Raw genomic sequence first — 18,857 nt, forward strand, 5'->3', positions numbered from 1 at the left:
AATAAAACAATGGCTAGAAAAATATCATTATCGAAAGCATCAAGGAATTAAAAATAAACCCCAAAATAAATACACCAAAGCAGCTTAAAATCCAACTAAGAAATACTAATTTTTGGTCCAGTGAAACGAGGGTAACTTATATTTCCCACTAAATTAGTTGAAACCTATGAATTAAAAGATGAAGTTAAAAAAGTTTTGAACTTTGATGTAAGCTTAGAAAATATAAGATTGCAAATAAGGGATTTAAGATATAAAGGAATTTTAATAATTTCGAAAGCAGGGAAAAGTGGTTATAAAATAGCAGTTAATGAAGATGATATTAGTTCCTATTTTCAACACTATTTGTCATATATAATTCCTATGCTAGAAAAAGCTAATATTGCTGATGAGGCATTGAAAATAAGTTTGGATTTAGGTAACTATAATAAGATTCATAAGTTTATTAAGGCATTAAAGGAACCTGATATCTAATTTTTTTATCTATTAAATAAATTATTACAATAAACTATTAAACATTTATGATTGAAGAATTATCTATTGCAAAAATACTAATTTTTACAGGAGGGGGGATATTAACCATAACAGGTTGGATATTTAAAGATGTAATCTCAGTAAATGTAAAACCAATAATTGAAAAATATTTAAAGGTTGATACAGATAAGATTGGGAAAAAGAAAAAGTATTTTAAAACTCTTTATAATGAACTTTCAAAAATGCCTTTTGTACTACATGATTTTGAATTAGATATTGAAAGCAATTATGTTAATGTAAATGAAAGGAAAATTGACATTTCAACACTTCAGGTTGATTCCAAGACTTCTATTTATGGAGATTATAATATTAAGTCAATTGTATTAATATTGGGTAATGCTGGAATAGGAAAAACAACTTATACTAGAAACATAATCCTGAAGATTATCCACAATAAAGAAGGTGTTTTAAATTATAGTAAAAATGATCTTAAAAGAATTATTCCAATATATGTACCCTTAAAGATTGTAGATAATTCAAGAAAGAATCCAATAATAAGCTATATATTGGAAAATAACAAATACTATGAAGCTGACTACAATAAACTGTTATCTGATGTCAAAGAAAGAAAAATACTTCTTTTTTTGGATGGTTATGATGAAATAAGCACAATAGCTAATAAAAATTACATAAGAGAAGAATTGGTTTTGATACTGGGTTCTGGTTCAAACACTTATAGGCTATTGTACAATGATAACTATAATGAGTTTTATGAATCTTTGTATTTATCAAAAGTATGGTTAACATCAAGAAAGGAGTTTTATAGGTCAAATCTGCCAATACCATTAAATCATTTTACAAAATATAAAGAAAATATAGCTGGAGTAGTTTTAGAAGGTGTCTTTGATGAAAGAATTAAATTGGTTGATACCCTATTTAATAAGTACAAAAAAGACAATTCAAAATTACAGGACTTACTAAATGCAGAATATTTTATATATGAAATCAATAAATCTAAAGATCAAGAGTTAATAGCACTTTCAAATGTTCCGCTATTTCTTACAGTAATGTGTTATATATATATTAATGATGTTAAAGAAACCAATCAAATTACTATAAATTTTCTTGCTGATTATTCATTACTTATCAACAAATTTATTGAGTTACTTCTTTTAGAGCTTGATCAGGAGAAAGTCAAAAATGAGAAAATGGGGATGAGAAGTGCTTATTTAACTAGAAGAAATAATTTCACTAATGAAAAATTGCAATTCATTAAATACTTTGCTTTTAAAAATTATGATAATAAGTTAAACACCTTTACAATTGATAAATTAAAAGAAACAGCTAAAGAATTTTTTAAAAATCAAAATGATATTATTGATGATTTATCAAATGATAATATAGATATTATAGATGAAATAATTAATAATGGTATTTTCTCATTTATTGGGGTTAAAAATAAAATTGAGCAATATGATTTTCCTCACAGGAAATTTAAAGAAGTATTAGGAGTGCAATTTCTAATAGATCAAAATGATAGTAATTTTATAATTAATCAAATATGTGATGGAGAAAGCTATGAACTTTCTTTTGAGTTTCTGAAGAAGACTAATAATAAAAGAGACTTCATTAAATTACTACTTTTAAATATAAATGATTATGATAAATCAAAAAATATTTGTGTGTTCTTATATGAATATTGCATTAGTAGTGTAGAACTTAAAGAGATTATTACTGATCAGCTTGAGCAAGAGCTTACAGATTTGCTAGATAATCAGAAAGAGTTTTATGTAAGTAAAAAACTTTATCAGGATTTACAACTATCCCAAAAATTTATTTTATATCTAGTTAAAAGTACTATTAACAATATTGATGAGGAAAAAGTACCTTTTATTGCATTGATATTTTTTAATAATAACATTGAGCTAAAAGATTACTATATACAAGATAGAGATTTTATACACTTATATGATTTTTTCCAGTACACACATAATAAAGAAATAAATATAAATAATTTTTATCAAGATGAAGGTAAATTAAAAGAATATATCCTTAGTATAATTAGACATAATAAATCAATTATTGATGAGAATATTTTTGAGAATTGCTTTCTTAATATTGATTTTCATTATTTGTCAGATATATTAGATGGCACAATTAAAATTTTAAGTGATCAGTTTAAAATTTTTGAAATAATCCAACTAAAAAGACCATCAAAAATAGAAGATCTTATTTTTGACATGGAGCAATTACTTATAATGTACAAAGATTCTCCTTCTAAATTTAAATCTTATTATACATATTTTATGTCCCTATATAGCCATAATCAGAATGAACAAGATAAAAATGAGCTTATGATTTCTTTGCAAAATTTGCAAACAATTAATAAAACTGAAGTGGCTAAAGTATTAAATAATAGAATGGTAGTGCTTGGTGGTAATTTAGAACTCAATAATCATCTCTCATATGGTAGTGTTAAAATTATAAATACAAATTTTGAATTTTTTTAAAACCATCCCACAATTTTGTGGGATGGATAAAATTAACTCAAAAACCAATGATAATCAGAACTACCATTAAGTGATTTCTGAATACCTTTTGAAAACTCAAAGGCATTCAAATTTCTATCAAGAAAAGTATCTATATAACTACTTTTGTTTGCTTGTGTAAAGAAGTTATATACATTCCAAAGGTTGATCCTACCATCCTCTAATCTACAGAAATTCTTATCCTCATAATAATCCTTAGCCATTATGTTGATATGGCTGTCATTAAAATTCAATAAAGGAATATTCTGCTTCTCAGACTTTGGTAAATGCTGATATAATCTACTTCTTCCTATAAGCTGAGCAAACTGATGTTCTGAAAGATAATCTTGTGTAAGTTCTTTCATTTCCATAAGATGAAGCTCTGCATTATAATTCTGCATGGTTTCTAAAGCCTTAGAATATAAATCTTGTGAACTTCCAACTCTCATATCTTCAACAAAGCCATCACTACTCACACACAGATTCATACAAACTTGATTTTGAAAGCCTATAAAGAACTTGAACTTTTCTAAAGATTTCTTATTATAAAGATTTTCCAAATTATAACTTCGTACTCCTCCAATTGTCAGAGAAAGCTCATTATCATTCACTATAACAGTAATACTAGGTACTTTAATTATGAATGCCATTCTTTCGTAATAGATAGTTTTTTCATGGTCTAAAAGCTCTTTTACAGGCTTGTGAATAGCAGAAGGAGTTCTACCCTTAATCTGATGAGAAACCCTTATTTCAGGTTCTGTAATGCTGTGGTGGGGAAATGCTTTTTGAACAGCATTATAAGCCATTTCAATGAATTCCTGATGAGCAATAGTTTTCTCATTATCTTTACTGAACACAGGTATAATACAATCATTCTGTAAATGGCTTAATGAAGATTCAGTGGTATTGGCTAAAATAAAAGGATTGGAAGATTCCTCTTGAGGTGGAGCTAGATTTCTAAGGGGTTGTTTAGTTTCTTGCAATAAAAAAGGCTGAACATTATTTTTAATGTCAGCCTCTTTATGCTCTAGTACATTCTGAGAGAAATAATTCATTTTACTAGGGTAAAATATTTCTGCATCTTCAAAATTATCTTCACTCAAAAATATATCTTGTAAAGATTTTCTTTCTAATAAATGGTTATTACTAACTTTTCTTAACTGTAAAGTATCATCAGAGGGAACTAAGCTATTATTTATATCTATTATGTTGGGAGTTTTACTGTATTTGTGAGTGTCCATTTTTACTAAAATTATTTGGGTTATTCAAGTGTGTGAGTAGAGTTTTCTTTGCTTCGAAATCAGGCTTCAAACTTTCTTGATATTGTGGAAACTGCCTGTACAATACTAAAAGTTCAGTGACAGATTTGCTATTTTGAATAGCTTCAAAAACCTCTTTCTCTGTGATATGAATAAGGTTTTGACTTGGAGTGTTCTCAAAGATGTTAGTGCCAGATATGCCTTCAAATGCCTCTCTTGGGTTTATTTTAGGCAGTTTAGTCCCTTCTGAAAGATTTTGAGTAGGGCTTTGGATTGAGTTTGCTTTTGAGCCTGAATTACACCAATCCAATATCATCTTTCCTGTATCAGTAGTTATTACAAACTCTGGCTTATTCATAAATAATCCTGTTCTATCCTTAGAAGCTTTAGCTAAATGATTTTCATTTATAAGTTCAAAGTTGATAGTTAATTCATATTCAAAGCCATCTCTTGTGATTTCCTTAGTTCCATGCTTTACAACTTGAGTTTTTCCATTGCTTCCAACATCCAAAGAATAATCTATTTTTCTTCTCGTAGTAGTTATGATGTGACAGCTAGATTGTAAAATCTTATTGATAAAGGCTTGATGTCTTGGAGTAACATTTGCCCAATCTTGGAATCTGCCACCTAATTTCTCATGAATATCAAGACACCCACCTGTACCATTCCATTCATGAGATACACTATCAAGAATTACAACTGAGATTCCTGATTTCTCACATAGCTCAATGGCTTGAATATATCTTTCAGGAGAATAAGGAGCTTGTAAGTCCAATACATTGTAATTACCTAAATCTGAATATAAAGAAGCTGAGGAGTTTTCTGTATCTATTACAGCTATTTTACTCCAGTCCTGTGTCATTCCATAGGCTAATAATAAAGCAGATTTAGTCTTTCCAAATCCTGATGCTCCAGATAATCCTAATCTGAGCTTGACTTGTTGTCTTTGTGATTGTTTTAATTGCATAAATAAAATTTTTTAAAATTTGGACATAAAAAAACCTAGTATAAACTAGGTTGTAAATCATTGTTTTTTGTTCTTCTACTATATCATTGTGACGAAAAACAAGGTCTTAAAATATTCTAATTATTTTATGAAAATATCCTGTAATACCATTTACACTTCTTTGTTGTAGATTGGTTTCTGCTGAAATTGCAATTATAAATTCATAAAATTTCTTTTCAACTTGCTGATCTGTTGAGCTACTATAATTATCAAAAAAGTTTGTAAAGTCCTTATCTAGAGGATAAAATTCCTTTAAGCTTGAAATGATATATCTAATTGCTATAGCTTGATTTGAAAATATTGGAAACTGGTTATAAGGCTTATAAAATCTTTCTTCTCCTCTTTCTTCTATGTTTTGATTTGCTAATGATTTAAATCTAATGATTTGATTTTCCAAGCTTCCTCTTATTTCATTTCTAAATCTATCAAAATAGGACATAACAAATTTATATGCGCTCGTAATTTCTATTTCTCTTAGGTCTTCAATATTAGATTGTTTTTGAATCACATAATTAAAGATTGCCTGTTTTGCTGTTCTCTTTTGAGAAGTACTCATTGCTGATAAATCAACAGATCTTTCTATGCTTGAAAAAACTTCAGAAATATTATTACTTTCTATGCTGTCATATATGTTTTCAAGATGAGCTTGTAAATTTTCAAGAGTAACAACTTCTGGCAGGAAAAAATCTTCAAGTTTGGCATTGAAAAATTGATTCGTTAAAGCAGAATAAACTACGAATCCTGCTATGTCTTTTCCAAGAAAGTTTGTTTTAGTTGTACATTTCTCCCCATTAGTTATTACAAAACCATCATAGGGTGGTAATTTTACATTTAGATTAAGTACCATAGGCATTTTATATCGTTCTTTTAGTATTTCCCACCATTTATCAACTTCATCAATATGCTTTGAAAATGGAATATACGAAGTTTTTAAAACTTCAACATTATTTGATGTTTGTACATCAGTTGTTGGTATTGAAACTTTTGTAAAAACTTCTTCAAATTCTTGTTTTTGGCTTTCAGACATATACTCAGGTAAAGATTCAAAATCCATAATGATTGGCTTAGGTAGTATTACATGAATTTCTCCTGTAGTTCTTTGCCTCGCTAAAGCCTGTATAACAGAATTTGGACCTTCTGAAAATATGCCATTAAAACTTGAGTAAGTGCTTCGTGCAATAGCAGGAGGTAAAACAATTATAAATGCATGATTTTCCTTTTTTATATTTACACCTGATTTAAAGTTTGTTCCAATGTTACAAAAGTTATTATCAAATCTATTTCTTGTTAAATCCTCATCATTATCTCCTTCATTATTCTTTATAGTAGATACGCATGCTCTTAGATTACCAAAAGCACTTTGTAATGTCCTTCCTGGTTCATTAGATAAATTCAATAAATTTTGGCATAATTTTTTTGAGAAGCTTAAAACATCAATTTTTTTTCCTTCTCCAACAAGTCTTAATATCAAATCTGTAATTGCAGAATACTTACTTGATGAATATTCATTATTGAAATGAAGGAAAAGTTTGCTTTGAGGTTTTGTAACAACTCTATCTGCTTCTAACAGTCTAATTTTATTATTGGTATGATGGGATAATAACTTTATAACAGGTATAGATTGTACATTATAAGTTGCACTTAATAAAATATTTTTTAATATAACTGATGAAATGTGAGAAAGGTGTGCAACACCTGTTTCATTAAAATTTCTTATTGCTTCATGGATTTCATCATAGACAATAATTAATTTTTTTCCATGAGTACTTAATTCTTCTGCAAAAGCTTTAACATAATTATACTTTCTATTGGATTGCATAATTGCATGCTCGCCAGCATTACCCAAAAGAGTATTTACTGTGACAATATGAATTTTACATCCAATATTTAGATATGATTGACCACTTTCAGGAACATTGTCTGCAATGTTATCGTAAACAAATATCTGATTTTCATCATACCCCATATTAAGAAGATCATTCTTATATTGGGTAACTAAACTAACTAAAGGAACAGCAATAACAAAATAAGTGTCAATGCTGTCCTCTGTATTTAAGTATTCTTTTATGGAATGTAAAATTGCGTGTGTTTTTCCTTGCCCAACTGCACAATTGACAATGGTAGTGTCTTTTTCATCAAAGTTTATTTTTTTAAATAAAGAGTTACCAATAAAGCCTTCTTCAAGCTCTAAGTCCTCTTCAGTGAAAAAGTATTTTTTTTCAAAAGAATTTGAAGGGTTAAAGTTCTCATTACTAAAAGTAAAAAAATCTATTGGGAATCCAGTAAAACTGTCATTTACAGCCATAAAACTTATTATTTAATTTTTGTTAAGAATGAAATTTAAAGATATTAATATTTAACTGAATTATTTTAGCTTAGAATTTAACCTACTCATCTCCTCACTAACCCTCTCTTTCACAATCTTAGCATAATGCTGTTGAGTAATCCCAATTTCAGAATGACCCAATAATTCAGATACTATCTCCATAGGAACATCATTGTAAAGTAGAATAGTAGAGGCAAAGGTCTTTCTTGCTATGTGGTGGGTAAGAACTTTGCTGATACCTACAATCTCTGCTATCTCTTTTAGATAAGAATTGAATCTTTGATTAGAAACTATAGGTAATAACTGGTCTTCTGTTTTGTACTTATCTAAGATATCAAAAGCTTTTGTTAGCAGAGGAACTTCATAACTTTTCTTAGTTTTCTGTCTTCTAATATAAAGCCATTTATTATCATCAAATCCAGTCTGAATATTACTTTCCTTTAGTGTTGCCATCTCTGTATAAGCTAAACCTGTATAACAACAGAAAATAAACATATCAGCTACTTGCTGTAGTCTTTCAGATGCAAATTGGTGTTGTTCAAGATTCCACAACTCATTTTTAGAAAGGAATACAATCTCTTTTTTAGGCTTTTTGCTCTTGTAAAGTAGGAAAGGGTCTTTAGGCAAATAATCTAATGCTACAGATAGCTTCACAATTTGCCTAAACCTTTGTAAAGTCTTGTAGATTGTATTCTGCATAAATCTCTTTTCAGTTTTCAAGTAAAACTCAAACTCTGTAATAAATGCCATAGTCATATCTTTTAACAGGTAGTTTGACTTATTGTATTTTTTCTTAATGAAGGATAATACATGAGCTTGTGTCTGATAGAACTTTGCCACAGATACTTTCGTTGTTGATATTCCTATTAGTTTCTCCTGTTTAGAAATATGTAGATGAAACATTTCTTTAATGGATTTATCAAGCTTTGCATTCTCTCCTTTAAACTGACTGTAAATATCATCTACACTAAATTCCTTTTCCTGAACTTGTAGGAACAAAAAAGCCTGATTAATTTCTTGTTTAATCAGGCTTAGTTGGGTATTGACTTGGTTATTTCCTTTATTTGGAGGATGTGCTTTTTGTTTTGAAGCATTCCAAGATTCTGGGTTGATAAATATCCCAGTTGAGAAAGGTTTTCTTTGCTTGTCTAAAGTAATTCTACATTCAATTGCACAGACACCTTTTTCATTAGTTCTGTTTCTTCTTAATAAAAATAGTATTGATAGTTTCATTGTATTCATGGGGGTTTAGATTGGTAACCTAGATTTTTGTTGGTAACCTGATTGGTAACCTGAGATTAAAATCTTTTGACATTAAAAAGTGGAATTTTGCTCCTTAGTTTTGGACTAAAATGAAGATAAAATTGCTTGAAAATTAAAGTTGGTAACCTGAAGAAAATATTGGTAACCTAAAAGTATGCCTTAAATTATAGTAAGAAGTAAAAAAATTACCCTTTTAAGAAATTATAAGAAATATCAAAACCTCTGTAAACTCCCATGAATAGGTATAAAATAAAAAACTCTCAGATTTATCTGAGAGTTTTGGTGGGCCCTGAGGGATTCGAACCCCCGACCCTCTGGGTGTAAGCCAGATGCTCTGAACCAACTGAGCTAAGAGCCCTGAATTTTTTAAAAGTTTCAGTAAACTTTGTGGGCCCTGAGGGATTCGAACCCCCGACCCTCTGGGTGTAAGCCAGATGCTCTGAACCAACTGAGCTAAGAGCCCTTCGTCACGATCTCTCGTTTTAAGGTGGTGCAAATATACAGACTTAATCCTTACGACGCAAGTTTTTTTGAAAAAAATCTCCAACAATAAAGTTGCTTCCGCCTATGAAAATTAAATCTTCGTCTGTAGCTGATTGTTTTGCAGAAAGATACGCATCCTGAACAGTTTCGAAAATTTTATAAAAAATTTTCGCATTGATGAGTAAATCTTCGTACTCTTGGGGATTTCTTCCTCTATCTACCGATGGTTTGGTAAAATAATAGGTAACATCTTTGGGTAAAAGTGCCAAAACTTCATCAATTTTTTTGTCATTTACAAAACCAAGTACCATATGTTTGTGTTTTTTGATGGTATTTAATTGAGAGAAAACTTGCTCAAGACCTGCTTGGTTGTGTGCCGTATCGCAAATCGTCAGTGGTTTCTGAGAAAATTCGAACCATCTACCGATAAAATTGGTGTTTTTATAAACGTTTAATAAACCCTTTTTAAGGTCCTCTTCGGAAATGTTTAAGTTTTGTTTTCTTAATTCTTCAACTAAAGCTACTACAACCTTGATGTTTTTTTGCTGATAATAACCTTTAAGGTCAGAAAGTAGAGGAGTTAAAATTAGTGATGCATCTGTAAAAGGGCTATTTTCTTGTTTTGCTTTTTCTTCAATGATATTTTTCACGATTTCGTTTTCATCTCCAGTAATAATAGAAATTCCGCTTTTTACAATTCCCGCTTTTTCTCTTGCAATCTCTTCAATTGTATTTCCTAAAATATTTTGATGATCTAGCTGTACATTAGTAATTGCGGAAACTAGAGGCTTTATAATGTTGGTAGAATCTAGCCTTCCACCCAAACCAACTTCTATAATGGCGTAATCTACTTTTTGCTGTAGAAAATATTCAAAAGCCATAATAGTGGTAAACTCAAAGAAAGAAGGTAAAATATCGGAGGGAATAGTTTTTAGTTTTTTTATAAATTCAAATACAAATTCCTTATCGCAGTTATCGCCATTTACCTTTATTCTTTCTGTGAAATCTATAAGGTGAGGAGAATTGTACAATCCTACTTTGTAGCCAGATTCTTGCAGTACAGACGCCAGCATATTGCTAGTAGATCCTTTGCCATTGGTACCACCAATATGGATGCACTTTATTTTGTCTTGAGGATTATCAAAAAAAGCACAAAGTTTGGTAATATTATCCAACCCTGGTTTGTACGCTTTTATGCCTTCAATTTGATAATTGGGAGCCTGTACGAAAAGCCATTCTACAGCTTCTTGGTATTCTGCATTTGTCATGGTGCAAAATTCTCAAAAGTTTTATTAAAATGAAACAATATTTTTCTAAAATTGTAACTTTTTTGTAATCTTTACGTCTAATGTTTTAAAAAAGCAGAAATGAAAAAAGTTTTGGGTTTATTTTTAGGATTATCATCTTTGGGTTTAAGTGCCCAAAAAGTATGGTCGTTGAGAGAATGTGTAGATTATGCAGTATCTCACAATTTGCAAGTAATTCAGAATCAGTATTCAAAACAAATACAAGATGCTAATTTAAAGATTGCCAAAAACAATTATCTTCCTTCCGTATCTGCTTCGGTGGGAAATAATGTAAGTTTTGGGCAGGCTTCTTTGGGAACAGGAAGTATTAGAGACGATAGATTTAGTAATAATGCTAATCTTTCTGCTGATATTTTGGTTTATAATAATGGAAGATTGGAGAAAAACGTTAGAAAAACCCAGTTTGACGTTGAGGCGAGCCAATATGATATAGAAACCATTAAAAATGATATTTCGCTTCAGATTGCTCAGCAATATTTAACGATTTTATTAAATAAAGAGATTGTAAAAATTGCCGAAAGTGCTACTGAAAATGCGAAAAAACAATTAGATAGAGCCAAAATAACAACTGAAGTGGGTACAACAGCACAAACTGTACAAGCGGAAGCTGAGGCGGCTTGGGCTAGAGAAAAACAAAACCTGAAAACGGCGCAAATCAATGTAGAAAGAAGCCAGTTTGCGATGGCTCAGCTTTTACAATTGCCAGATTACAAAGATTTCGATGTAGAAAATGTAGCAGTAGGAGATCAACTTTCACCTCAGTTATATACCATCAATGAAGTGTTGGAGACCGCATACGGTAACCAACCTCAAATAAAAGCAGCGGAATGTAGAATAAAATCTTCTGAAACTCAAACTGAAATTTCGAGAACGGCATTTTGGCCAACAATTACAGCAAGTGTCGGTATCGGTACTTTTTATAATAATCTATTGAATACCAATAATGTTGGTACCAAAGAATTTTATATAAAGGAGAGCGGTTTTTTTCAACAGTATAAAGATAATTTTGGGCAGCAAGGTGGAGTTTCCTTGAACATTCCTATTTTCAATAAAGGTATTACCAAAATTCAGGTGGAACAATCTAAAATCAATGAAAGTATCGCCAAAAATACTTTAGATCAACAAAAATTAGCTGTAAAGCAAAATGTTCAGAAAGCTCAGTTTGATGTAGAGGCAAATTATGAAATATATTCAGCTGCAATAGAAGCTAGAAAAAGCACACAATTGGCGATGGATTTTGCTGATAAAAGCTATGCTGCAGGCAGAACAACGATCTATGATCTAAATATTGCGAGAAATAACTACGCCAATGCACAAGGTTCTGTGGAACAAGCAAAATATAATTATTTGTTTAGTTTAAAATTACTTAATTTCTACGCTGGAGTTCCGCTAAGTTTGTAAGAATGTCTATTCAATCTTTAGAAAAATATCTTCCTGAAAATACTTTGCCTTATCTGAAGAAATGGTTTTCAGATTATTATATTCATATCAAAGTTACCAAAAACAGAAATTCTAAGCTAGGAGATTATAGGAAACTGCGGGATCAAACTCATGAGATTACACTCAATTGCACACTTGAGCCACAACTCTTTTTTTTCGTTCTTACACACGAGCTGGCACATCTTATTGCCTTTGAAGAATATGGTAGAGGAATTGCGCCTCATGGAAAAGAGTGGAAAACTACTTTCGGAAGGATGATCATAGAAAGTCTAGACATCTATGTGAACGAACTAAGACCGATATTGCAAAAATTCTCGTTAGCCCCAAAAGCCAACTTTATGGCAAGCCCAGATCTGGTAAAGTTTTTTCGGGCTGATAATCATAGTGATAACACGCAGTATATAGAAGAATTGGAGAGAGGGCAGCACTTTGTCTACAATAATGAAAAATATAAGATGGAGGGTCTTATTAAAAAAAACTACCTTTGTGTAAATTTGGCTAGTGGTAGAAGGTATTCTTTCCGTCCATTGGCAAGAGTAAAAAAATGCACGTAAACATGTCAACATCAGATAAATACTGTGTAATTATGGCAGGGGGAATTGGGAGTAGATTCTGGCCACTAAGTACACAAAAATTTCCAAAGCAATTTCAAGATATTTTAGGAACAGGTAGAACGATGATTCAGCAAACTTATGATCGTATAAGCAAGCTGATTCCTAAAGAAAATATATTCGTCATTACCAATAAAGAATACGTAGATCTTTCTGTAGAACAATTACCAGAAGTGCCTGTGGAGAATATTGTAGGCGAGCCATTATTGAAAAATACTGCTGCTTGTAATCTCTATATGGCGAATAAAATTTCTGAGATCAATCCTAATGCTACTATGGTGGTATTGCCGGCAGATCATTTAATTTTAAAAGAAAATATATTTTTAGAAAAATTAGATTTAGCGTTTGAGTTGGCTGCTAAAAATGAATATTTGGTTACTTTGGGGATTACTCCTACGAGACCAGATACAGGATATGGATATATTCAGTTTGTAGATCACAAAGATTCTGATTATTTCAAGGTAAAAACATTTACAGAAAAACCGATTTTAGAAATTGCGAAAACTTTTTTAGAAAGTGGGGACTTCCTTTGGAATGCGGGTATTTTTATATGGAATGTACAATCTATCCATCATGCATTTGAACTCTATCTTTCCGATATGGTTCAAGAATTTACTATGTGCGATTACAATGCCAATAATGAAAAAGATTGTATAGAACTAATCTATCCAAAAGTTCAAAAAATATCCATTGATAATGGGATTTTAGAAAAAGCTCAAAATGTTTATGTTATACCCGCAGATTTGGGTTGGAGCGATCTTGGTACTTGGACTTCAATCTATGAAAACTCAGGAAAAGATGAAAATCTAAACTCGCAGAATACCAAAAATATACTTTCTTATCGATCTACAGGAAATATTATTCATCAGAAAAATAAACAAAAGGCAATGGTAATAGATGGTTTAGAAAATTATATCGTTGTAGATACTGATAATGTTTTGCTTATTTGTCCTAGAGAGAATGATCAATTGATCAAAGAGTTCGTATTGGATATAAAAAATCTAAAAAAAGGAGAAAATTATATCTAGAAAATGGTACAATTTCTGCCTATTTTTACACTATGAGATTGATATTAAAATTAAATATACTGACGTTCTTGTTTTTAGGAAGTATTTTCTATTCGCAAGAAAAGAAAAAATTTGTGAATACTCAAAGTGTTTTAGCGAAGATTATTCCTAATAATAAAGTTGATTTTTGGACTCTTGTACATAGTGATTATGGTAGAGATAAAGAAATTGTGACTTCTGGTAACAAAAAACAATATCTTTCTCAATCCTCAGGTTTTAATATTGCACCAGCGGATGACAGTTTTTATTATATTGTCTATGCTAAGGGGGGAAGTGTAGAATACCTCACGGAACTTAGTAGTCTAAAGGATTTTATAGGAAAGATTGACAATGCAGAAGAAGCGGCTCTTTCGGCTGTATTAGAAGGTTATATTATAGACGAACAATTTGTAGACGTTGCTGCAAACTATTACGAGGATAAAGCGAACTATTATCTAGATCTTGGAAAAGTGACTTCCAAAGAATGTCCTTATCAAAAAACGCATTATACACTTACCATAAGTAAGACTACAGGAGCCATTTCTTCTGTAAAGGATAATGGTACTTATATTGAGGTTTATACCAAAAAATGTCCTAATAATCCACGTTTACAAAAGATTGAGAAAATTGAGGAGCCTGTGATAGACCCGAAAAAGAAGCCAATCAGGAAGAAATAGAAGTAAGTTGATTCATTATTTTACAACTGAGTCAACTTACTTTTTTTATAATTCAAATTTGTTCTAAAATTTGTTCTGCGGCAGTTTTGGAAGTTACTTTTTCTATCACTCTCGTACAAATTCCTTCTTCATTGAAGATAAAAGTCGTTCTCACAGTTCCCATATAAGTTTTCCCAAAATTTTTTTTCTCTCTCCAAATTCCAAAATTTTCAATGATGACATGGTTTTCATCAGCCAGTAAAGGATAGGGAAAGTGGTGTTTTGCATGGAATTTCTTTTGTTTCTGAACCCCATCTCCGCTTATTCCTAAAATTTGATACCCCTCTTTTACCAAAGCATCGTAATGATCTCTAATATTGCAAGCCTCTACCGTACAAGTGGGTGTACCTGCCTGCGGATAAAAGAAAATAACGAGTTTTTTGCCTAAAAAATCTGTAGATTTTATCGTTTTACCATCCTGATTGAGTTCTTCAAAACTTGGTAAATGATCTCCAACTTGTAACATATTGCTTATTTTTGCTCAAATTTAGTAGTAAAATGACAAAAAAGCAAAGAGCAGAATTGGTAAGAGCAGAGCTTTCGAAATTATATCCAGAGGTACCCATTCCTTTAGATCATTCAGATCCTTTTACTTTAACAGTTGCGGTGGCACTTTCGGCTCAAACAACCGATAAAAAAGTAAATCAGGTAACGCCTTATCTTTTTGAAGTGGCAGGAACTCCAGAAAAAATGGCTCAGCTTGAAGTAGCAGAAATTAAAGAATTAATAAAAGAAATCGGGCTTTCTAATACCAAAGCCAAAAATCTGAAAGCTATGGCAGAACTGCTTTTACGAAAATATAATGGGATTATTCCGCAAACGTATGAAGAATTGGAGGAACTCCCTGGAGTAGGGCACAAAACAGCTTCTGTCGTAATGAGTCAGGCTTTTGGATTTCCTGCATTTCCTGTAGACACCCACATCCACCGATTAATGACGCAATGGAAATTGACTTCAGGAAAAAATGTAGTAGAAACCGAAAGGGATGCAAAGAAACTTTGGAAAAAAGAGCATTGGAATGATCTTCATCTTCAAATTATTTTTTATGGAAGAGAATATTCTCCAGCAAGAGGAAAAAAAGATAAAGACTTTATCACAGCAATGCTTTTTGACCCCAAATAACGAATTCACTTTTCCCGCGATATAGAAATAGAAAATCTTTGCTCTATGATAATTATTGTACTTTTGGCAAAAATAATCTTGGTTAATAGATGAGTAAGAATATGAAGCAAATTATCATTATTGGAGGGGGAGCAGCTGGTTTTTTCTGTGCAGCAAATTTGGAGGAAAAAAAATATAAAATCACCATTTTAGAACAAAACTCTGACGTTTTACAAAAAGTAAAAATCTCTGGTGGAGGTCGTTGCAACGTATCTCATGCGTGTTTTGATCCTAAAGAATTGGTGCAATTCTATCCTCGCGGTAACAAAGAATTATTAAGTGTATTTACCAAATTTCAACCAGGCGATACGATGGATTGGTTTGATCAACGTAAGGTTTCGTTAAAGATTGAAAAAGATAATAGAGTTTTCCCAGAAAGCAATTCCTCTCGAACAATTATCAATACTTTTCTTGCAGAAATACAAAAAAAGAATGTGGATGTGAAAACGAAATGTTCTGTAAAAGAAATTGAAAAAGCGGATGATAAATACATTGTAAAAACAAGTCTTGGAGATTTTCAGGCTGATTTTGTGGTTTATTCTACAGGAAGTTCGCCGAAATCTTTAAAAATGATTCAGAACCTAGGTCATAAAGTTATAGATCTAGTACCTTCTCTTTTCACCTTTAACATCAAAGATGACTTACTAAAAGATTTGGCAGGTACAAGTTTTGAAAATGCAGAAACTTCTATTCCTACCTTAAAAACTGAAGAAAGTGGACCATTATTAATTACTCATTGGGGACTTTCTGGTCCTGCTATTCTTAAAATATCTGCTTGGGAAGCCATAAATTTGGCAAAAGTAAAATACAATTTTGATATTGAAGTTAATTTTACTTCGATGGAATGGGAAGATGCAGAGGAACAATTTCAAAATTTTAAAATTTCAAATCCGAAAAAATCAATCGGTCAATCTAAAATATTTGATGTTACCAACAGATTTTGGCAACGAATTTTGGAAGTTTCTAAAGTGGATCTAAACAAGCAAATCGCTAATTTATCTGGAAAAGAAATGGAAACGATTTTGACTAATTTGTGCAAGAAAAATTTTAAAGTTACTGGTAAATCAACTTTCAAAGACGAATTTGTAACTGCAGGTGGAGTAGATTTGAAAGAAATTAATTTCAAAAATATGACTTCAAAACTCCTACCCAATTTCTACATTGCAGGTGAAGTTCTGAATATTGATGCCGTAACGGGTGGTTTCAATTTTCAGGCATGTTGGAGTGAAGCTTGGCTTATTGCGCAAGATTTAAACTCAAAATAAATCATGATTTTTGCTAAAAAAAATAAGCTTAATCTTCTGAAATCCTTTTTGATAGTAGGGTTTGTTTATTTTTTTGGGCTCATGTTTAAAATTACTTTGGAGTATATTCCGTTGGATAAAAACGTAAGTTTTTTGATGATTAAGCAAACGGAAGTAGGAGAGAGACCAGAATATCTCTGGCTTTTTTACACCCACGTCTACACCAGTATTTTCGTGATGATTGCTGGATTTTTTGCCATTCTAAGAAAAGATTTTGGCATTAGAAATTTACATAAAAATGTAGGCAAGCTTTATTTATTTCTTTTATTATTGTTTTCCGCACCTTCCGGAATTTATATGGGCTTCTATGCCAATGGAGGATTTTTTTCTAAATTTTCATTCGTTATATTGGGATTTTTTTGGTGGTTTTCTTCGTATAAAGCTTATAAATACGCCAAAATCAAACAATTTTCATTGCACAAACAATGGATGTGGAGAAGTTTTGCACTTACTTTATCTGCACTAACGTTGAGAATGTGGAAGGTTTTTATTGTATATTTATTCCACCCAAATCCACTAGATGTTTACCAAATTATAGCTTGGCTAGGTTGGGTACCGAACATACTTTTGATAGAATATTTAATAAGAAAAAAACACCTATGAGAATAGTAAAATTAGCCTTCGTAAGCTTATTTGCAATAGCTTTAGTAAGTTGTAAAAAAGAAAAACCAGAAAAAAGTAGCACAAATGCTTCCAAAGATTCTGTGAAGGTTGCAGAAACTCATCAAGAATATTATGGCTTGTATACTGGCGATTTTATTGGGACAGAAAACGTTTATAGCGAAGAATCGCAAGAATATTATGATGATGTTCAAACAAAACATATTACCCTGAAAATCAATAGAATTTCCAATGATAGCGTATACGGACAAAGTATAACCAATGGTACACAAAGGCCTTTCAGAGGGATATTTAATTCAACTGCAAAATCTTTTATATTAGATGAGCCTGGTGATGATAAAACCGATGGTAGATTTGAAGTGAAACTGAAAAATGATAGTTTGGTTGGAAATTGGATGGCTTTCAAGAAAACCGCAGTAAAAATACCTAACAAAAAACTCAAATTGATCAAAAAGGATTTTGTCTATAATCCTAATTTTATGTTGGATGAAAATTCTGAATTGATAGATTGGAGTAATTCTAAAGATTTTATTGAGAAATATACTGATAATGAGGGGAAAACTGAAACGTATACTTTGTCTAAGAATAGAGTAGCTTCAGATGGAGTTTTCACCCTTAATGCCTCCAAGCAAAAGATCACAGAAAAGGACGTAAAGAATCTTAGAAAATTGGACTTAGAAATCATCAAAAACTCAGTATTTGCGAGACATGGTTATTCTTTTAAAAAGGAAACTTATCGTAATTTTTTCGAGAGTACAGATTGGTATATTCCGGTTTCTAATAACGTAGATAGCGAACTTACTCCGCTAGAAAAAGAAAATATAGTAGTTCTGAATCGTTTTATACAGTATGCAGAAGATAAATACGACTCATTCGGGAGATAATGTAATTTTTGGAGCAAGATTGATGATCCACAAAATAATGCATCCCACACCATAACACAAAATATCAATCCAAGAGAAAGAATTTCCGATAACGATATACATTAGGCTTCCTGGTTGGAAGCCTAATTTTGTTGCAATATGAAAGTATTGCGCAAATTCTATCGTACATGAGAAAACAAACAATCCAATAATTAGCTTTTTGTTATCAACTATTACAAAACTCTTCACCAAAGTATAAAGAAAAACAACCACAATTACATCGCCCAAATAGGCTCTGACAAAGAAAATATCTTTCCAAATAGTTGCTATTAAAACTTCAATGATGAAAAACAATAGGGTGCGCAAAAGATATTGTAAGCTGAATTTTATTTTCATGTTTTTTTGAATTCCGATTTATAAATATACCTCTATTTGTCTAATTTAATTAATTT

Annotated in this window: 17 protein-coding genes and 2 tRNA genes; 10 read left to right on the plus strand and 9 right to left on the minus strand. The window is 31.0% G+C overall.

Annotated features, from left to right (window positions below):
• Window positions 1-195: 195 nt before the first annotated feature.
• Together ACKI42_RS13485 and ACKI42_RS13490 are read left to right on the plus strand one after the other, a co-directional pair.
• On the plus strand, window positions 196-471 hold the full coding sequence (locus ACKI42_RS13485) for a hypothetical protein (protein ID WP_407406097.1): 276 nt from the start codon (window positions 196-198) through the stop codon (window positions 469-471).
• 47 nt (window positions 472-518) lie between these two features.
• Window positions 519-2,981 (plus strand): NACHT domain-containing protein, encoded by a 2,463-nt coding sequence (locus ACKI42_RS13490; protein ID WP_407406098.1) that lies wholly within the window; start codon window positions 519-521, stop codon window positions 2,979-2,981.
• 32 nt (window positions 2,982-3,013) lie between these two features.
• Here ACKI42_RS13490 and ACKI42_RS13495 read toward each other — a convergent pair whose 3' ends face one another.
• From ACKI42_RS13495 to ACKI42_RS13525, 7 genes are all read right to left on the minus strand, one after another.
• Window positions 3,014-4,240, minus strand: coding sequence for a DUF3871 family protein (locus ACKI42_RS13495; protein ID WP_407406099.1), 1,227 nt, complete (start codon window positions 4,238-4,240; stop codon window positions 3,014-3,016).
• Window positions 4,218-5,225, minus strand: a complete 1,008-nt coding sequence (locus ACKI42_RS13500) for an AAA family ATPase (RefSeq protein WP_407406100.1) — start codon at window positions 5,223-5,225, stop codon at window positions 4,218-4,220. Before ACKI42_RS13500 ends, ACKI42_RS13495 begins: the two co-directional genes overlap by 23 nt.
• 106 nt (window positions 5,226-5,331) lie before the next feature.
• Window positions 5,332-7,569, minus strand: a complete 2,238-nt coding sequence (locus ACKI42_RS13505) for a DEAD/DEAH box helicase (RefSeq protein WP_407406101.1) — start codon at window positions 7,567-7,569, stop codon at window positions 5,332-5,334.
• A gap of 60 nt (window positions 7,570-7,629) precedes the next feature.
• The gene (locus ACKI42_RS13510) at window positions 7,630-8,823 is read right to left on the minus strand and encodes a site-specific integrase (RefSeq protein WP_407406102.1); all 1,194 of its coding nucleotides are present in this window, start codon (window positions 8,821-8,823) and stop codon (window positions 7,630-7,632) included.
• A 310-nt stretch (window positions 8,824-9,133) separates the two neighbouring features.
• Window positions 9,134-9,211: transfer RNA gene (locus ACKI42_RS13515), tRNA-Val, on the minus strand.
• A gap of 30 nt (window positions 9,212-9,241) precedes the next feature.
• Window positions 9,242-9,316: transfer RNA gene (locus ACKI42_RS13520), tRNA-Val, on the minus strand.
• Window positions 9,317-9,359: 43 nt separating this feature from the next.
• On the minus strand, window positions 9,360-10,604 hold the full coding sequence (locus tag ACKI42_RS13525) for a bifunctional folylpolyglutamate synthase/dihydrofolate synthase (RefSeq protein WP_407406103.1): 1,245 nt from the start codon (window positions 10,602-10,604) through the stop codon (window positions 9,360-9,362).
• Between the two features lie 99 nt (window positions 10,605-10,703).
• Here ACKI42_RS13525 and ACKI42_RS13530 point away from each other — a divergent pair, with 99 nt between their 5' ends.
• From ACKI42_RS13530 to ACKI42_RS13545, 4 genes are read left to right on the plus strand one after another with little or no spacing between them, the layout of a single operon-like run.
• Window positions 10,704-12,044, plus strand: a complete 1,341-nt coding sequence (locus ACKI42_RS13530) for a TolC family protein (protein ID WP_407406104.1) — start codon at window positions 10,704-10,706, stop codon at window positions 12,042-12,044.
• A 2-nt stretch (window positions 12,045-12,046) separates the two neighbouring features.
• Window positions 12,047-12,637, plus strand: a complete 591-nt coding sequence (locus tag ACKI42_RS13535; RefSeq protein WP_407406105.1) for a SprT-like domain-containing protein — start codon at window positions 12,047-12,049, stop codon at window positions 12,635-12,637.
• Between the two features lie 2 nt (window positions 12,638-12,639).
• Window positions 12,640-13,722 carry a mannose-1-phosphate guanylyltransferase gene (locus ACKI42_RS13540; RefSeq protein ID WP_407406106.1) on the plus strand — a complete coding sequence of 361 codons (1,083 nt, stop codon included), beginning with the start codon at window positions 12,640-12,642 and terminating at the stop codon, window positions 13,720-13,722.
• A 32-nt stretch (window positions 13,723-13,754) separates the two neighbouring features.
• Entirely contained in the window at window positions 13,755-14,417 is a 663-nt protein-coding gene (locus ACKI42_RS13545; RefSeq protein WP_407406107.1) for a hypothetical protein, read from the plus strand.
• A gap of 52 nt (window positions 14,418-14,469) precedes the next feature.
• Here ACKI42_RS13545 and bcp read toward each other — a convergent pair whose 3' ends face one another.
• Window positions 14,470-14,922, minus strand: coding sequence for a thioredoxin-dependent thiol peroxidase (bcp, locus tag ACKI42_RS13550; protein WP_407406108.1), 453 nt, complete (start codon window positions 14,920-14,922; stop codon window positions 14,470-14,472).
• A gap of 32 nt (window positions 14,923-14,954) precedes the next feature.
• Here bcp and nth point away from each other — a divergent pair, with 32 nt between their 5' ends.
• The 4 genes from nth (at window position 14,955) to ACKI42_RS13570 (ending at window position 18,426) form a co-directional block, all read left to right on the plus strand.
• Entirely contained in the window at window positions 14,955-15,578 is a 624-nt protein-coding gene (gene nth / locus ACKI42_RS13555; protein ID WP_407406109.1) for an endonuclease III domain-containing protein, read from the plus strand.
• A gap of 101 nt (window positions 15,579-15,679) precedes the next feature.
• Window positions 15,680-16,882, plus strand: a complete 1,203-nt coding sequence (locus ACKI42_RS13560; protein ID WP_407406110.1) for an NAD(P)/FAD-dependent oxidoreductase — start codon at window positions 15,680-15,682, stop codon at window positions 16,880-16,882.
• A gap of 3 nt (window positions 16,883-16,885) precedes the next feature.
• A complete protein-coding gene (locus ACKI42_RS13565; protein ID WP_407406111.1) occupies window positions 16,886-17,524 on the plus strand; it encodes a DUF2306 domain-containing protein in 639 nt (212 codons plus the stop codon).
• On the plus strand, window positions 17,521-18,426 hold the full coding sequence (locus ACKI42_RS13570; protein WP_407406112.1) for a YARHG domain-containing protein: 906 nt from the start codon (window positions 17,521-17,523) through the stop codon (window positions 18,424-18,426). Before ACKI42_RS13565 ends, ACKI42_RS13570 begins: the two co-directional genes overlap by 4 nt.
• On the opposite strand, the gene ACKI42_RS13575 is transcribed toward ACKI42_RS13570, so the two are convergent.
• Entirely contained in the window at window positions 18,412-18,801 is a 390-nt protein-coding gene (locus tag ACKI42_RS13575; protein WP_407406113.1) for a DUF2809 domain-containing protein, read from the minus strand. The two genes, ACKI42_RS13570 and ACKI42_RS13575, sit on opposite strands and share 15 nt — an antisense overlap.
• Between the last annotated feature and the right edge of the window lie 56 nt (window positions 18,802-18,857).

This window comes from Chryseobacterium sp. (assembly GCF_045629545.1).
In the GTDB taxonomy this organism is placed as follows: domain Bacteria; phylum Bacteroidota; class Bacteroidia; order Flavobacteriales; family Weeksellaceae; genus Chryseobacterium.

Bases quoted from the DNA above. Each gene is read 5' to 3' on its own strand.
- ACKI42_RS13490 (WP_407406098.1), top strand. From the start codon at position 519: ATGATTGAAGAATTATCTATTGCAAAAATACTAATTTTTACAGGAGGG.
- ACKI42_RS13495 (WP_407406099.1), bottom strand. From the start codon at position 4,240: ATGGACACTCACAAATACAGTAAAACTCCCAACATAATAGATATAAAT.
- ACKI42_RS13500 (WP_407406100.1), bottom strand. From the start codon at position 5,225: ATGCAATTAAAACAATCACAAAGACAACAAGTCAAGCTCAGATTAGGA.
- ACKI42_RS13505 (WP_407406101.1), bottom strand. From the start codon at position 7,569: ATGGCTGTAAATGACAGTTTTACTGGATTCCCAATAGATTTTTTTACT.
- ACKI42_RS13510 (WP_407406102.1), bottom strand. From the start codon at position 8,823: ATGAAACTATCAATACTATTTTTATTAAGAAGAAACAGAACTAATGAA.
- ACKI42_RS13525 (WP_407406103.1), bottom strand. From the start codon at position 10,604: ATGACAAATGCAGAATACCAAGAAGCTGTAGAATGGCTTTTCGTACAG.
- ACKI42_RS13530 (WP_407406104.1), top strand. From the start codon at position 10,704: ATGAAAAAAGTTTTGGGTTTATTTTTAGGATTATCATCTTTGGGTTTA.
- ACKI42_RS13535 (WP_407406105.1), top strand. From the start codon at position 12,047: ATGTCTATTCAATCTTTAGAAAAATATCTTCCTGAAAATACTTTGCCT.
- ACKI42_RS13540 (WP_407406106.1), top strand. From the start codon at position 12,640: ATGTCAACATCAGATAAATACTGTGTAATTATGGCAGGGGGAATTGGG.
- ACKI42_RS13545 (WP_407406107.1), top strand. From the start codon at position 13,755: ATGAGATTGATATTAAAATTAAATATACTGACGTTCTTGTTTTTAGGA.
- bcp (WP_407406108.1), bottom strand. From the start codon at position 14,922: ATGTTACAAGTTGGAGATCATTTACCAAGTTTTGAAGAACTCAATCAG.
- nth (WP_407406109.1), top strand. From the start codon at position 14,955: ATGACAAAAAAGCAAAGAGCAGAATTGGTAAGAGCAGAGCTTTCGAAA.
- ACKI42_RS13560 (WP_407406110.1), top strand. From the start codon at position 15,680: ATGAAGCAAATTATCATTATTGGAGGGGGAGCAGCTGGTTTTTTCTGT.
- ACKI42_RS13565 (WP_407406111.1), top strand. From the start codon at position 16,886: ATGATTTTTGCTAAAAAAAATAAGCTTAATCTTCTGAAATCCTTTTTG.
- ACKI42_RS13570 (WP_407406112.1), top strand. From the start codon at position 17,521: ATGAGAATAGTAAAATTAGCCTTCGTAAGCTTATTTGCAATAGCTTTA.
- ACKI42_RS13575 (WP_407406113.1), bottom strand. From the start codon at position 18,801: ATGAAAATAAAATTCAGCTTACAATATCTTTTGCGCACCCTATTGTTT.